This is a genomic window from Allosediminivita pacifica (assembly GCF_003054175.1).
Classification (GTDB): Bacteria; Pseudomonadota; Alphaproteobacteria; order Rhodobacterales; family Rhodobacteraceae; genus Allosediminivita; species Allosediminivita pacifica.
Genome location: NZ_QBKN01000006.1, coordinates 61,789 through 74,030, shown reverse-complemented (window position 1 = coordinate 74,030; position 12,242 = coordinate 61,789). Strand labels below are relative to the sequence as shown.

Sequence of the window (12,242 nt, the reverse complement as noted above, 5' to 3'; positions counted from 1 at the left end):
CGGGAGAGACACCTCATGCTCACGGCCATCATCGACTACGAGAGCGGCAATCTGCACTCGGCGGAAAAGGCGTTCCAGAAGATGGCCGCCGAAACCACCGGCGCCGAGGTGAAGGTCACCACAGACCCCGACATCGTGGCCAAGGCCGATCACCTCGTCCTGCCCGGCGACGGCGCCTTCCCGGCCTGCGCCAAGGCGCTGCGCGACAGCGGCTGCTACGAGGCCATGCTGGAAGCCGTCGAGAAACGCGGCGTTCCCTTCCTCGGCATCTGCGTCGGCATGCAGCTCATGGCCCGCAAGGGGCATGAGTACGAGGCCACCGAAGGGCTCGGCTGGATCGACGGCGAGGTGATGTACATCACGCCGGGCGAGCCCGGCCTGAAGGTGCCGCACATGGGCTGGAACGATCTCGTCTTTGACAACCCGCACCCGGTGCTCGAGGGGATCGAACCGGGCGAGCACGCCTATTTCGTGCACTCCTATCAGATGCGGCTGGCGAACTTCGATCACCGCATCGCGCACGTCCAGTACGGCGGCGACGTCACCGCCATCGTGGCCAACGAAACCACCGTCGGCCTGCAGTTCCACCCCGAGAAAAGCGCCGGCCCCGGCCTGCGCATGATCGGCAACTTCCTGCGCTGGAAGCCATGAGCGACGCGATCGACCTGGCCGAGAAGCTGGCAAGCTTCTCCGAGCAGTGGGCGCCGCGCACGGTCGCAGAATTCAACGGCCACGACGTCATGGTCGCCCGCATCGAGGGCGAATACCACTGGCACGCGCATCCCGACACCGACGACTTCTTCCTTGTCCTCAAGGGAGAGATCGACATCGAACTTCGCGACCGCACCGTGCACCTGTCCGAAGGTCAGATGTTCGTCATCCCGCGGGACGTGGAGCACCGCCCCGTCGCCCGGGGCGAGGCGCATATCCTGCTGATCGAACCGACCGGAACGCCCAACACGGGCGATCCGGACACGGCAGCCCCCCGTCAGGTCATCTGACGGGGCACGACCTGCTCAGGTCGTCTTGATGAACTCCAGCAGGTCATCGAACAGCCTGTCCGCATGCGTCGCGGGAATCCCGTGCGGCGCGCCCTCGTATTCCTTGAGCGTCGCGCCCTCGACGTGCTTCACCACCTGGTGGGCCGTCGGCTCGATCGGCACGGTCGCATCCGCGGTGCCGTGGATCACCAGCGTGGGCTTGGTCATGAACTCCAGATCCCCGCGCAGGTCGGTCTTGCCGAAGGCGTCGACGCAATCGAGCGTCGCCTTGGGGCTCGCCATCATGGCCATCTGGAACGACCAGTCGAGCTGCCCCTGGCTCACACCGCCGCCCTCGGTGCCCTGCCCGTAGAAGTCCTTGAAGAAGTCCTGAAGGAACCCCTGACGGTCCTTGCGCAGGTTCTGCTTCATGCCCTCGAAGACATCCTCCGGCGCGCCGTCGGGGTTGTCGTCGGTCTTGAGCAGGAAGGGCGCGATGGAGGACACCAGCGCCACGCGCGCCACCTTGTGGCCGTTATGGCGGTTCATGAAGCGCAGGATCTCGCCGCCCGCCATGGAAAAGCCCACCAGCGTCACGTCCGACAGGCCCAGCGACTCGATCACCGCGGCAAGGTCATCCGACAGCATGTCGTAGTTGTAGCCCGACCAGGGCTGACCCGAGCGGCCAAAGCCGCGGCGGTCATAGGAAATGACGCGGTAGCCTTCCTCGGCCAGCCTGACGGCCTGGTATTCCCAGCTATCGGAGTTGAGCGGCCAGCCATGGATCAGGATGATCGTGGGACTGGTGCTCACCGCGTCGCCCCAGTCCTTTACGAAAAGGGGCGTGCCGTCCTGCGCAGTGATCATGGGCATAAATCGGGTCTCCCGGTGAAGTAGGTTCACCGGGCCAACGCGGCCGGACCTGCGCCGTTCCGGATTACTGCACCCGGGTCCAGACCTGCCCGTCGCAGACGGGCCCCTTGCAACCCGTGACCTTGAGTTTGTCGCCGCTGAGTTCGGCCTTGGCGGTCGCAGTCACGTCCATCAGCGGGACGTAGACCGTGCCATCCGCATAGGCCCCATCCCCCTGCGGTTTCAGGTCCCAGAACAGCCGCTTGCCCACATTCGGCGTTGTCACCTCCTCCCCTCGCGGGTTGAAGGCCTTCTCGATCGTGCCGCAAAGCGCTGCGCCGCATTCGCTGACGCGGATCAGGCTGGTCAGGTCCTTGCGGTCAGGCTCCGTCCGCCAGAGCCCGGTCGCGGGATCCGCCGCGATCGCGGCTGTCCCTGTGAAGATACCTAAGGCAACGAAGGCGGCGAGACGGGTCATGGGTCCTCCAAGCGGTGCATCAACCATATGTTCAGATATGGTAAAACAATGGTTGACGGGCCCGGTTCCGGACCCGCCACCGCCTCTGCGAAACCCTGCCGATCGGGTTACTTCAGCCGCGCCCAGGTCTGGGTCTTGCAGAAAAGTCCGCCGGCCACACAGCCGGACAGGTCAAGCCGGTTGCCGTTTAGCTCCATCTTGCCGAGGTAAATCTTGTCGTTCGACGGTCGCCAGACGCGGCCCTCATAGCTGCCGCCACCCTGCGGCGCCATGTTGATGACCAGCGTCTTGCCGATGTTCGGAGACCGATATTCGCCGCCATCGTTGAAGGTCCGCTCGATCACCCCGCAGATGTTCCCCCCGCCGCAGGGCGCCATCCGGACATAGGCGTAGGCGCCGTCGTCGGGCTGCGTCTTCCACATGCCCTCGACCGGATCCGCCGAGGCGGCGCCGGCCAGCAGCATGAGCGCAGCCGCCAGTTTCAGTGCTTTCATGGTCTCTCCTCCCTTGCCATGATGGGCAAAGCGTGTCGGAAAGCTGGCAGACCGATCAAGCGTGACGCATGGTAAGCTTGCATGTGCCGCTGCGTCCCCGTAAATGGCGCCAACGCCGGGGACCCCCGGTCAACACTTTGACGGGACGCGCAAAATGATCCTCTACCCCGCCATCGACCTCAAGGACGGTAAGGCCGTGCGCCTGCTGCGCGGCGACATGGAAAAGGCGACAGTCTTCAACGACGATCCGGCCGCCCAGGCGCTCGAATTCGTGGCCGCCGGCTGCGAATGGCTGCACCTTGTCGACCTCAACGGCGCCTTCGCCGGTCAGCCCGTGAACGGCGATGCCGTGGATCGCATCCTGAGCCAGACGCAGACCCCCGCCCAGCTCGGCGGCGGCATCCGCGACATGGCCACGATCGAGGCCTGGCTGAACAAGGGTCTCGCCCGCGTCATCCTCGGCACCGCCGCGGTCGAGGATCCCGACCTCGTGCGCGAGGCCGCGCGCAACTTCCCCGGACAGGTCGCCGTCGGCATCGACGCCAAGGGCGGCCGCGTCGCCACCCGCGGCTGGGCCGAGGTCACCGATATCGAGGCCACCGATCTTGCCCGCAAGTTCGAGGACGCCGGCGTCGCCGCGATCATCTACACCGACATCAACCGCGACGGCGCCATGGAAGGGCCAAACATCGCCGCCACCGCGGCGCTGGCCGAGGCCGTGACGATCCCCGTCATCGCCTCCGGCGGCGTCAGCAGCCTCAAGGACCTCATCGCCCTGCGCGACTGCGGCGCCAAGCTCAACGGCGCCATCTCGGGCCGCGCGCTCTACGACGGCAAGATCGACCTCGCGGACGCGCTCGCCGCGCTGCGCAAGTAGGCCCTTGCGCACCGCTGCCGTCATCCTTGTCGTGGTGATCCTGGCCTGCCTTGCGCCGCTGGGGGCGGTCATGGCCGCTTCCGCCATCGCCGAACAGGCCGGCTGCCGCCTGGACGAGGGCAGCGTGCATTCCTGCATGATCTCGGGCACCGACTGGGGCGACGCGCTCTACACCGCCTTCGTGTCGGGCTGGTTCATGCTCGTGACCCTGCCCGTGGCCGCGCTGGCGGCCCTCGTGCTCCTCGTGCTGGTGCTGATCGATGCCCTGCGCCGCTTCCGCGCGCGCTCCTGAGCGGTTTCCCACTTTTCCACCCCCGCCATTCGCGCTAGTCAAAGCCCATGCTGAAGACCCGTCTCATTCCCTGCCTCGATGTCGCCGATGGCCGTGTGGTCAAGGGCGTCAACTTCGTCGACCTCCGCGATGCCGGCGATCCGGTCGAAGCCGCCCGCGCCTACGATGCGGCCGGCGCCGACGAGATCTGCTTTCTCGACATCAACGCCTCCCACGAAAACCGCGACACCATGTACGACGTGGTCACGCGCACGGCCGAGCAGTGCTTCATACCGCTCACCGTTGGCGGCGGCGTGCGCAGTGTCGAGGACGTGCGCAAGCTCCTGCTGGCCGGCGCTGACAAGGTCAGCTTCATGTCCGCCGCCGTCTCGAACCCCGACGTGGTGTCCGAAAGCGCCGACCGGTTCGGCAGCCAGTGCACGGTCGTGGCAATCGACGCCAAGAAGGTCGCGGACGGCCGGTGGGAGATCTTCACCCACGGTGGCCGCAAGGAAACTGGCATCGACGCCGTCGACTTCGCCTTCCGCATCGCGGCCAAGGGCGCGGGCGAACTGCTTATCACGTCGATGGACCGCGACGGCACCAAGTCCGGCTTCGACAACGAACTGACGAGCCTCATCGCCGACGCGGTGAACGTGCCGGTGATCGCCTCGGGCGGCGTCGGCACGCTCGACCACCTCGTCGAGGGCGTGACCGAGGGCCATGCCTCTGCCGTGCTCGCCGCCTCGATCTTCCACTTCGGCACCTACTCCATCGCCGAAGCCAAGCAGTACATGATGGATCACGGCGTCCCCATGAGACCCGCGCCATGACGCTCGAAGAACTGGCCCGGGTGATCGACACCCGCGCCGCCGCCGACCCCGAGACAAGCTGGACCGCCAAGCTCCTCGCCAAGGGCCCCGAGAAATGCGCCGAGAAATTCGGCGAAGAGGCCGTCGAGGCGATCATCGAAGCCGCCAAGGGCGACCGTTACCGCCTCACCTCCGAGGCCGCCGACGTGCTCTTCCACCTGCTGGTGATGCTCCGTGCCCGCGACGTGCCGCTCGCGGACGTCATGGCCGAGCTCGACCGCCGGCAGGGCACCTCCGGCATCGCCGAGAAGGCCGCCCGCAAGGGCTGAGCACGACCGCGCGTCACCCTGTTGCCACGCGAGCGAAACGGCTTTTGCCCGCGCAGCAATGCTGGTTCACTCGCCCTATGGTTGCTTGGCTTGTCCTGATTCTACCGCTTGTCCTGCTCATCGCGCTCTCGGCGCGCGGGACTTCCGTCATGCTGCTCGCGCCCCTCATGGCGCTGGTGGCCGCCCTGCTCGCGACCCAGCCGTTGCTGGCGACGATGACGCAGGTCTTCATGCCCGCGCTCGGCGGCTTCGTGACCGAGTTCTTCCTGCTCTTCCTGCTGGGCGCGCTCTTCGGCAAGGTCATGGCCCACAGCGGCGCGGCGGAAGCCCTCGCTCAGGCGGTCGTCCGGCGCCTCGGGGCCGACCACGCCATCGCCACCACGGTGGTGGCCTGCGGGTTGCTCACCTACGGCGGCGTCTCGCTCTTCGTGGTCGCCTTCACGGTCTACCCGCTGGCACGCGCGCTCTTTGCACAGGCGGGCACACCCGACCGGCTGATCCCCGCGGCCATCGCGCTTGGCGCGTTCACCTTCACCATGACCGCCCTGCCCGGCACGCCCGCGATACAGAACGCGATCCCGATGCCCTACTTCGGCACCGACCTCTACGCCGCCCCGGGCCTCGGCATCATCGCCGCCGTCATCATGGCGGGCGGTGGCCTGATGATCCTCAACTTCATCGGCCGGCGCGAGGGCATCGAGGGCACCGGCGAGAACGATTCCACCGTCCGCGACGACGCACCGCCCGCCTGGCAGGCGCTCCTGCCCATCGTGCTGGTGCTGGCGCTGAACCTGCTGCTCAGCCGCGCGATCTTTCCGGCGATGGATTTCTCCTTTCTGCAGGAAGAGCAATGGGGCGGCGTCGATCCTGCGACCCTCACCGGCCTCTGGGCCGTGCTCACCAGCCTCGCCGGGGCGATCCTGCTGTCGCTCGCGCTCTTCCGCCGGCAGATTTCCGAGCCCATGGCCGCCCTCGGCCAAGGGGCGCAGGACAGCCTCATGCCGCTCATGAACACCGCGAGCCTCGTGGGCTTCGGCGCCGTCATGGCCGCCTTGCCTGCCTTCGACGTGATCCGCCGCGCGATCGAGGACATGCCCGGCGGCGCCGCCGAATCCCTCGCCGTGGCGGCAAGCGTGCTGGCCGGGATCACCGGCTCGGCCTCGGGTGGCATGTCCATCGCGCTCGACGCGCTCGGCGCCGACTACCTGCAGCGCGCGCAGGCCGAGGGGCTCGACCCCGCCCTGCTGCACCGCGTGACGGCGCTTGCCACCGGCGGGCTCGACGCCCTGCCGCACAACGGCGCGGTCATCACGCTGCTCACCATCGGCGGCCTCACGCACCGGCAGGCTTACGGCCCCGTCTTCCTCGTGGCCGTCGCAGTGCCCGTGCTGGCGCTTGTGGTGGTGCTGGGCCTCGCCCGCGTTTTCGGAACCTTCTGAGGGCTCAGACCCCGATCAGGCGCGGGTATTCCATCTTGGGGCAGCGATCCTGGACCACGTCCAGACCGCGCGCCTCGGCCTTGGCCACGGCCTCGGCGTTGGAAATTCCCAACTGCATCCAGACCGTGCGCAGGTTCGGCAGCGCCTCCAGCGCCTCATCCACAACGCCGGGGACCTCTTCGGAGCGGCGGAAGACATCGACCATGTCGACCTCCGCCGGACAGTCAGCCAGCGAGGCGCGCACCACCTGCCCGAACAGCTCTTCGCCCGCATGGCCGGGGTTGACCGGGATGACGGTATAGCCTTTTTCCACCAGGAATTGCCCGACGTAGTGGCTCGGCCGCTCCGGCTTCATCGACGCTCCGACGAGGGCGATCACCTTCGTCCGCTGCAGGATCTCTCTGATCGTGTTGTCTGTCTGGGTCATGACCCTCACTTAAACCAGTCACGAGAAAAGAAAATGCGCCCAAGGAAAACCTTGGGCGCCAGTCACGGAACGAGGGACAGTGAAGGGCTCGCGAGTGTTCCGTACCCGCGATCCTGATAGAGAACTTAGGCGAAAAAGTCACAGATGGAAGAGACGTCAAGAATTTGTGAACAAATGACTTGACTGTGCTTCTGGCGCATGCGTCGAGATACCGCCCAACACCGAGTCATGCAAGTGTACCGACGGGTCCGCGCCCACCACGCGTGGCGCCCGGAGCAGGAAAAACTTGGCCAACCCCTGCCATGTGCCCACTGAAGGTGCCTCGGGATCGCAGGGGAATCGCGCCCGCCATCCCGCCGGCAGTTCGACGCCGTTCTCTTCCAGTTTCTCCAGCATCCAGACCAGCGGGATGTTTGCCAGCGGGCGCGCCGCGGCAAAGCCGTTGATGTGCCCGCCCACGTCGCCATGCGTTCCGCGGAACCAGACCTGCTCCACCCGCCCGGGATGGCTCTGCGGCGTCTCCCAAAGCACCGGCGCAAAGGCCTGCCGCGTCTCGTCGAGCGCCAGCGCATGGTAGCCCTGCCGGATCGCCGCGCCGAGATCGTGATTGTGAAAGGCATGCGCCGGTTCGGTCAGCCGCCAGACCAGCGGCAAGCGCAGGCCCAGCGCCTTGACCGTGTCCCAGGCGCCCACCATCTCGATCACCGTCCGCTCGTGGCACCAGGCTCGCGAGAAGGCCCGCGCGGCCGCCCCGTCAGGATCGTACTGGTAAAGCCGATAGACCTGACGGATGTTGCGCTCCGTCGCATGCTCGGCCCGCAATAGCCCCACCCGGTCGATGATCCCGGCCAAGGACCGCACCGCATAGGCCCCCCGCGAATAGCCCAGCAGAAAGATCCTGTCCCCCGCACGATAGCGCGAGGCAAGGTAGCCGTAGGCCCGGCAGATCTGGCGGTTGATTCCCTTGCCCGTGATCACCCCGGCACTGTCCCACCAGTCGTCCCACTGCACACCCGCCTCGTAGTAGAGCGAGGCATGGCCGATCTCGTGCAGCAGCCGGTAGGTCAGCCCGGCATTGGTTTCCTCGCCCGGATCGAGCGAGGACATGGTGCCGTCAAGGACGATCACATGATCGATCGGCCCGCGCCGCCGGACAATGTTCGCCCGCCCCGGCGTGAACCGCCGTCGCACCCAACCAAACAGCCCCTGTCCCAGCCGCATTCGCCGTGGTCCCCGGAAACGTCCTGCCCGCAACGCCGCCCCGCGACGCGCTACATCTCAGATGGTAGTCCCGGGGAGATGCACAATCCATGAACGCACGTGTCGCAGGGACGCCTGTCCGCCTTCGTGAAGGATCTCTCCCGCCTGACCCTGACCAGCTGCAGGATGGATACGGGGGACAGGCCATTCGGTCCTTGCTAGGGTGTTGCACATGCTTGCGCCGGGGAGGAAGGAATGCCGCTGATCGATATCCATGTTCTTGAAGGCGTCTTCTCGTCAGAGGAAAAGGCGCGCCTCATCACCGAGACGGCCAAGGCCTTCGGAAGCGTCGCGGGAAAAGCGATGCAGGACAATGTCTCAGTGCGGGTCCACGAGGTCAAAAGCGGCGACTGGGGCGGCGCACAGGGGATCTGGACGACCGAGAAGGCGCTGCAATTGAAGGACCGGGGCTAGCGCGACCGCCCGCCCCCGTCCGCTATCCGAGCTCGGCCCAGCCCCGCCTGCCGGGCCAAGAGAAAGGCCAAAGGCCCTTTACTCTGCCGCGATGGCGCTGCTGCCGCCGAGCATTTCCCACATGCGCAGGGGCGTGAAGGGCATGTCGACCTGCTTCACCCCGCGCTCCCAGAGCGCATCCTGCACCGCGTTCGACACGGCGGCCAGCGCGCCAACGGTGCCGGCCTCGCCGCAGCCCTTCATCCCCATCGGGTTCTGAACCGAGGGCACCGGGATCGTATCGAAGTCGATCATCGGAATATCCCAGGCCCGCGGCAGGGCGTATTCCATGAAGGTCGTGGTCAGAAGCTGGCCCTCGTCATCGTAGACGCAGTGTTCGGTCAGCGCCTGGCCAATGCCCTGCGCGACGCCGCCGTGCACCTGACCTTCGGCCAGCATCGGGTTGATGAGGTTGCCGAAATCGTCGACCACCGTGTAGCGGACCACCTTGGTCTCGCCGGTTGCCTCGTCGATCTCGACCTCGGCCACATGCGCCCCGTTGGGATAGGACCGCCCATCAAGTTGCGCCGTGGCGCTCCAGCTCAGCAGGTCCTCGCGGCCGGCCTCGCGCGCCATCGCCGCGGCCTCGAGCATCGTCGGCGTCAGGTTCGACCCTTCTGCGCGGAAGCGGTCATCGTCGAAGCTCACCGCCTCGGGCGCAACGTCCATCTCGCCGGCCAGGAACTCGGAAAAGCCGCTGACCATGTTGCTCACCGCGGTCAGCGTCACGTTGGTCTGCACCGTGACCGAGCGCGAGCCGCCCGTGCCGCCGCCATTGGCGATCAGGTCGGAATCGCCCTGGATGACCTCGATCTTGTCCGCGGGGATGCCCGACTGGTCGGACAGGAACTTGGCATAGACCGTCTCGTGCCCCTGCCCGTTCGACTGGGTGCCGACGTAGATCTTCGCGCCGCCCTCTTCGGTGAACTCGACCTTCACGTCTTCCGAGGGCGAGCCGAGGATGCTCTCGATGTAGTAGCAGATCCCCATGCCCCGCAGCTTGCCCTGCGCGGCGCTTTCCGCCTTGCGCGCGGCGAAGCCCCCCTTGTCGGCGTTCTGCTCGGCACGCTCCAGCAGGCGCGCGAATTCGCCCACGTCGTAGCTCTCGCCCGAGGGCGTCTTGTAGGGGAACTGGTCCGGCGCGATGAAGTTCTTCCGCTTCAGCTCCCAGGGATCGACGCCAAGCTCGCGCGCGGCGCGGTCCATGATCCGCTCCAGCACGTAGATCGCCTCGGGCCGCCCGGCGCCGCGGTAGGCATCCACCGGCGCGGTGTTGGTATAGATGCCCTCGCATCGCAGCCACGCGGTCGGAATGTCGTAGACGCCCGTTAGCACCTTCGAGAAGAGCTCGCCCTGAATGAACTGCGCAAACTGCGAGTTGTAGGCCCCGAGGTTGCAGATGTTGTGCACCCGGTAGGCTGTGATCCGGTTATCGGCGTCAAAGGCCAGCTCGGCCATGGTCACGAGGTCGCGGCCCGCGTTGTCGGTCAGCATGGCCTCTGTCCGGTCCGACATCCAGCGCACCGGCTTGCCCAGCGCACGCGCCGCCTCCGGAACGGCATAGTATTCACTGTAGGGCGCGGCCTTCATGCCGAAGCCGCCACCCACGTCGGGGTTGGTCACCCGGACCTTCTCGGCCGGCAGGCCGAAGGCGTTGACCAGGTAATCCTTCATCCCCCAGACACCCTGCCCGTTGAAGGCCAGGTGCATCCGATCGCCGTCCCATTCGGCATAGCAGCCGCGCGGCTCCATGGAGTTCACCAGGATGCGGTTGTCGCCAACCTCGAGTCGCACGACGCTGTGCGCCTTTTCGATCGCCTCGGCGGTGGCCGCCTCGTCGCCGACGCCGAAATCGAAGGCCCGGTTCTCGGGCGCCTCGGGGTGGATCTGCTCGCCGCCCGGCAGACCTTCCATGTGGACGGGAAGATCCTCGATCTCGCACTCGATCAGCTCGGCGGCATCGCGCGCCTGCTGCAGCGTCTCGGCCACCACCATGGCGATGGGCTCGCCGACATAGCGCACGCGCTTCTCGGCCAGCACCGGCCGCTTCGGCGCGGCCCCCGTCGTGCCGTCGCGATTCGGCGCAAGCGCACCGGGCATCGCGGTATTGACCCCTGCGGCATCCAGATCGGCCGCCGTCATCACCATGTGCACGCCCGGCATCTCGCGCGCCTCGCTCACGTCGAGCGAGGTGATCTCGCCATGTGCCACTGGGGCGCGAAAGAAGATCGCGTGCAGCGATCCCTCGGGCGCGATGTCGTCAACGTAACGACCGTGCCCGGTCAGGAACCGCTGGTCCTCGACCCGTGCCACCGGCTGGCTCTTGCCGAACTTTTCCATGATGCGCCTCCCCTGCTGATCCGCCGGGGCAGCCTAACCTCTGGCGCGTCACTGTCCAGTGGGGCCGAGCGTCACCGTGCGCGCCATGCCATATCCGTTGAAACCGGTTGCAAGCGCGCCCGAATAGGCGCCCATCCCGGCAAACAGCAGATAATCCCCCTCGGCCAGATCCGCGGGCAGCGGCAGCGGCTCGGGCAGCACGTCGAGACTGTCGCAGGTCGGCCCGAAGGCGACGCGCCGCCTTACCGCGGCCTCGCGCTGAAGCCCCTCCGGGGACACCACGCTCACCCGGTCCGAGGCCGCGATGTCGCGCCATTCCGCCAGCGAGCCGTAAAGCCCGTCGTTCAGGAAAATGACCTCCTCCTCCACGGCCTTCACCTGAAGCGCCAGCGTCATGCATTCGGCCACCATGCCGCGCCCCGGCTCGCAGACCAGCGCCGGTGCATCGGCCCCGAACCGCGCGGCCACCTCCTCCGCGATGGCCGCGAAAACCCCCTCCAGGTCCGGCACAGCCGCGCCGCGCCGCGCCGCGAACCCGCCGCCGACGTTCAGCCGGTGCAGCGACACGCCTGCCGTCTGCGCCACCTCGGCCGCGGCCTGAATGTAGCGCCGCCACGGCATCGCGCTGTCGCACTGGGTGCCGGGGTGGAAGGTCAGCGAAGGGGTAAAGCCCATCTTGACCACCCGCCGCAGCAGATCCGCCGCGCGCTCGGGACCGGCCCCGAACTTCGCGCCGAAGTCATAGGCCGCGCCCGCGACCTCCAGCTTCAGGCGCACCGCCACCTCGCTGCCCTTTGGCAGCCCCGACAGCTTCTCCAGCTCCCCGTGACGGTCCACCGACCACGAGGTCACGCCCGCGTCGAGGCCTGCGGCGATCTCGGCCCGCGTCCGCACCGGGTTGTGGTAATGCAGCGCCGCCTCGGGCGCTCGGTCGCGCACCAGCGCCATCTCGTCGGGCGAGGCCACATCGAAACCCGTCACGCCCGCGGCCAGCAGGTTGTCGAGCACCCCCGGCGCCGGGTTGGCCTTGACCGCGTAGGTCACCATTCCCGGAAAGCCCTTCAGGAACCGCGCCGCCGTCGCCTGCAGGATGCCGGGCTCGAAGAACATCACCGGCCGCTCCGGCGTGTGCTCCGTCAGCCACGCCGCCGCGCTGGAATGGAATGCCTCGATCCTGCTCATACTGCCCTCCGGGTTTGATTTTCCCGGAATCATGGCAGAACTTTCCGT

15 protein-coding genes are annotated in these 12,242 nt (G+C 67.2%); 8 read left to right on the top strand and 7 right to left on the bottom strand.

The features are described from left to right. Positions 1–15: 15 nt before the first annotated feature. Positions 16–651 (top strand): imidazole glycerol phosphate synthase subunit HisH, encoded by a 636-nt coding sequence (hisH, locus tag C8N44_RS06245; protein WP_107975323.1) that lies wholly within the window; start codon positions 16–18, stop codon positions 649–651. Then, entirely contained in the window at positions 648–1,001 is a 354-nt protein-coding gene (locus C8N44_RS06240) for a cupin domain-containing protein (RefSeq protein ID WP_107975322.1), read from the top strand. Before hisH ends, C8N44_RS06240 begins: the two co-directional genes overlap by 4 nt. A 15-nt stretch (positions 1,002–1,016) precedes the next feature. Here C8N44_RS06240 and C8N44_RS06235 read toward each other — a convergent pair whose 3' ends face one another. The 3 genes from C8N44_RS06235 to C8N44_RS06225 all read right to left on the bottom strand — a co-directional run bounded on the left by C8N44_RS06235 (position 1,017) and on the right by C8N44_RS06225 (position 2,804). Beyond that, positions 1,017–1,853 carry an alpha/beta fold hydrolase gene (locus C8N44_RS06235; RefSeq protein ID WP_107975321.1) on the bottom strand — a complete coding sequence of 279 codons (837 nt, stop codon included), beginning with the start codon at positions 1,851–1,853 and terminating at the stop codon, positions 1,017–1,019. 64 nt (positions 1,854–1,917) lie between these two features. After that, entirely contained in the window at positions 1,918–2,310 is a 393-nt protein-coding gene (locus C8N44_RS06230) for a DUF2147 domain-containing protein (RefSeq protein WP_107975320.1), read from the bottom strand. A 107-nt stretch (positions 2,311–2,417) separates the two neighbouring features. Further along, positions 2,418–2,804, bottom strand: coding sequence for a DUF2147 domain-containing protein (locus tag C8N44_RS06225; RefSeq protein ID WP_107975319.1), 387 nt, complete (start codon positions 2,802–2,804; stop codon positions 2,418–2,420). A 154-nt stretch (positions 2,805–2,958) separates the two neighbouring features. On the opposite strand from C8N44_RS06225, the gene hisA reads away from it, so the two are divergent. The 5 genes from hisA to C8N44_RS06200 all read left to right on the top strand — a co-directional run bounded on the left by hisA (position 2,959) and on the right by C8N44_RS06200 (position 6,532). Beyond that, the gene (hisA, locus tag C8N44_RS06220; RefSeq protein WP_107975318.1) at positions 2,959–3,681 is read left to right on the top strand and encodes a 1-(5-phosphoribosyl)-5-[(5-phosphoribosylamino)methylideneamino]imidazole-4-carboxamide isomerase; all 723 of its coding nucleotides are present in this window, start codon (positions 2,959–2,961) and stop codon (positions 3,679–3,681) included. A 4-nt stretch (positions 3,682–3,685) separates the two neighbouring features. Further along, positions 3,686–3,973 carry a hypothetical protein gene (locus tag C8N44_RS06215; protein WP_107975317.1) on the top strand — a complete coding sequence of 96 codons (288 nt, stop codon included), beginning with the start codon at positions 3,686–3,688 and terminating at the stop codon, positions 3,971–3,973. Between the two features lie 47 nt (positions 3,974–4,020). After that, positions 4,021–4,785 carry an imidazole glycerol phosphate synthase subunit HisF gene (gene hisF, locus C8N44_RS06210; protein ID WP_107975316.1) on the top strand — a complete coding sequence of 255 codons (765 nt, stop codon included), beginning with the start codon at positions 4,021–4,023 and terminating at the stop codon, positions 4,783–4,785. Next, on the top strand, positions 4,782–5,093 hold the full coding sequence (locus C8N44_RS06205) for a phosphoribosyl-ATP diphosphatase (protein ID WP_107975315.1): 312 nt from the start codon (positions 4,782–4,784) through the stop codon (positions 5,091–5,093). Before hisF ends, C8N44_RS06205 begins: the two co-directional genes overlap by 4 nt. 77 nt (positions 5,094–5,170) lie before the next feature. Beyond that, positions 5,171–6,532, top strand: coding sequence for a GntP family permease (locus C8N44_RS06200; protein WP_107975314.1), 1,362 nt, complete (start codon positions 5,171–5,173; stop codon positions 6,530–6,532). A 4-nt stretch (positions 6,533–6,536) separates the two neighbouring features. On the opposite strand, the gene C8N44_RS06195 is transcribed toward C8N44_RS06200, so the two are convergent. Both C8N44_RS06195 and C8N44_RS06190 read right to left on the bottom strand, forming a co-directional pair. After that, a complete protein-coding gene (locus C8N44_RS06195) occupies positions 6,537–6,959 on the bottom strand; it encodes a CoA-binding protein (protein ID WP_107975313.1) in 423 nt (140 codons plus the stop codon). Positions 6,960–7,115: 156 nt separating this feature from the next. Then, on the bottom strand, positions 7,116–8,180 hold the full coding sequence (locus tag C8N44_RS06190; protein WP_107975312.1) for a DUF2235 domain-containing protein: 1,065 nt from the start codon (positions 8,178–8,180) through the stop codon (positions 7,116–7,118). A gap of 234 nt (positions 8,181–8,414) precedes the next feature. Here C8N44_RS06190 and C8N44_RS06185 point away from each other — a divergent pair, with 234 nt between their 5' ends. Next, on the top strand, positions 8,415–8,633 hold the full coding sequence (locus C8N44_RS06185; RefSeq protein ID WP_107975311.1) for a tautomerase family protein: 219 nt from the start codon (positions 8,415–8,417) through the stop codon (positions 8,631–8,633). 78 nt (positions 8,634–8,711) lie between these two features. Here the strand turns inward: C8N44_RS06185 and C8N44_RS06180 are convergent, their stop codons facing one another. Together C8N44_RS06180 and C8N44_RS06175 are read right to left on the bottom strand one after the other, a co-directional pair. Continuing rightward, positions 8,712–11,012: a xanthine dehydrogenase family protein molybdopterin-binding subunit gene (locus C8N44_RS06180; RefSeq protein ID WP_107975310.1), complete on the bottom strand. Its 2,301-nt coding sequence runs from the start codon at positions 11,010–11,012 to the stop codon at positions 8,712–8,714. A gap of 48 nt (positions 11,013–11,060) precedes the next feature. After that, positions 11,061–12,194 (bottom strand): type III PLP-dependent enzyme, encoded by a 1,134-nt coding sequence (locus C8N44_RS06175; protein ID WP_107975309.1) that lies wholly within the window; start codon positions 12,192–12,194, stop codon positions 11,061–11,063. Between the last annotated feature and the right edge of the window lie 48 nt (positions 12,195–12,242).

What these genes read in the sequence shown, in the direction of transcription:
- C8N44_RS06185 (WP_107975311.1), top strand. Translation starts at nt 8,415, where the DNA reads ATGCCGCTGATCGATATCCATGTTCTTGAAGGCGTCTTCTCGTCAGAG.
- C8N44_RS06175 (WP_107975309.1), bottom strand. Translation starts at nt 12,194, where the DNA reads ATGAGCAGGATCGAGGCATTCCATTCCAGCGCGGCGGCGTGGCTGACG.
- C8N44_RS06190 (WP_107975312.1), bottom strand. Translation starts at nt 8,180, where the DNA reads ATGCGGCTGGGACAGGGGCTGTTTGGTTGGGTGCGACGGCGGTTCACG.
- C8N44_RS06205 (WP_107975315.1), top strand. Translation starts at nt 4,782, where the DNA reads ATGACGCTCGAAGAACTGGCCCGGGTGATCGACACCCGCGCCGCCGCC.
- hisF (WP_107975316.1), top strand. Translation starts at nt 4,021, where the DNA reads ATGCTGAAGACCCGTCTCATTCCCTGCCTCGATGTCGCCGATGGCCGT.
- C8N44_RS06225 (WP_107975319.1), bottom strand. Translation starts at nt 2,804, where the DNA reads ATGAAAGCACTGAAACTGGCGGCTGCGCTCATGCTGCTGGCCGGCGCC.
- C8N44_RS06230 (WP_107975320.1), bottom strand. Translation starts at nt 2,310, where the DNA reads ATGACCCGTCTCGCCGCCTTCGTTGCCTTAGGTATCTTCACAGGGACA.
- C8N44_RS06195 (WP_107975313.1), bottom strand. Translation starts at nt 6,959, where the DNA reads ATGACCCAGACAGACAACACGATCAGAGAGATCCTGCAGCGGACGAAG.
- C8N44_RS06235 (WP_107975321.1), bottom strand. Translation starts at nt 1,853, where the DNA reads ATGCCCATGATCACTGCGCAGGACGGCACGCCCCTTTTCGTAAAGGAC.
- hisH (WP_107975323.1), top strand. Translation starts at nt 16, where the DNA reads ATGCTCACGGCCATCATCGACTACGAGAGCGGCAATCTGCACTCGGCG.
- C8N44_RS06240 (WP_107975322.1), top strand. Translation starts at nt 648, where the DNA reads ATGAGCGACGCGATCGACCTGGCCGAGAAGCTGGCAAGCTTCTCCGAG.
- C8N44_RS06180 (WP_107975310.1), bottom strand. Translation starts at nt 11,012, where the DNA reads ATGGAAAAGTTCGGCAAGAGCCAGCCGGTGGCACGGGTCGAGGACCAG.
- hisA (WP_107975318.1), top strand. Translation starts at nt 2,959, where the DNA reads ATGATCCTCTACCCCGCCATCGACCTCAAGGACGGTAAGGCCGTGCGC.
- C8N44_RS06200 (WP_107975314.1), top strand. Translation starts at nt 5,171, where the DNA reads ATGGTTGCTTGGCTTGTCCTGATTCTACCGCTTGTCCTGCTCATCGCG.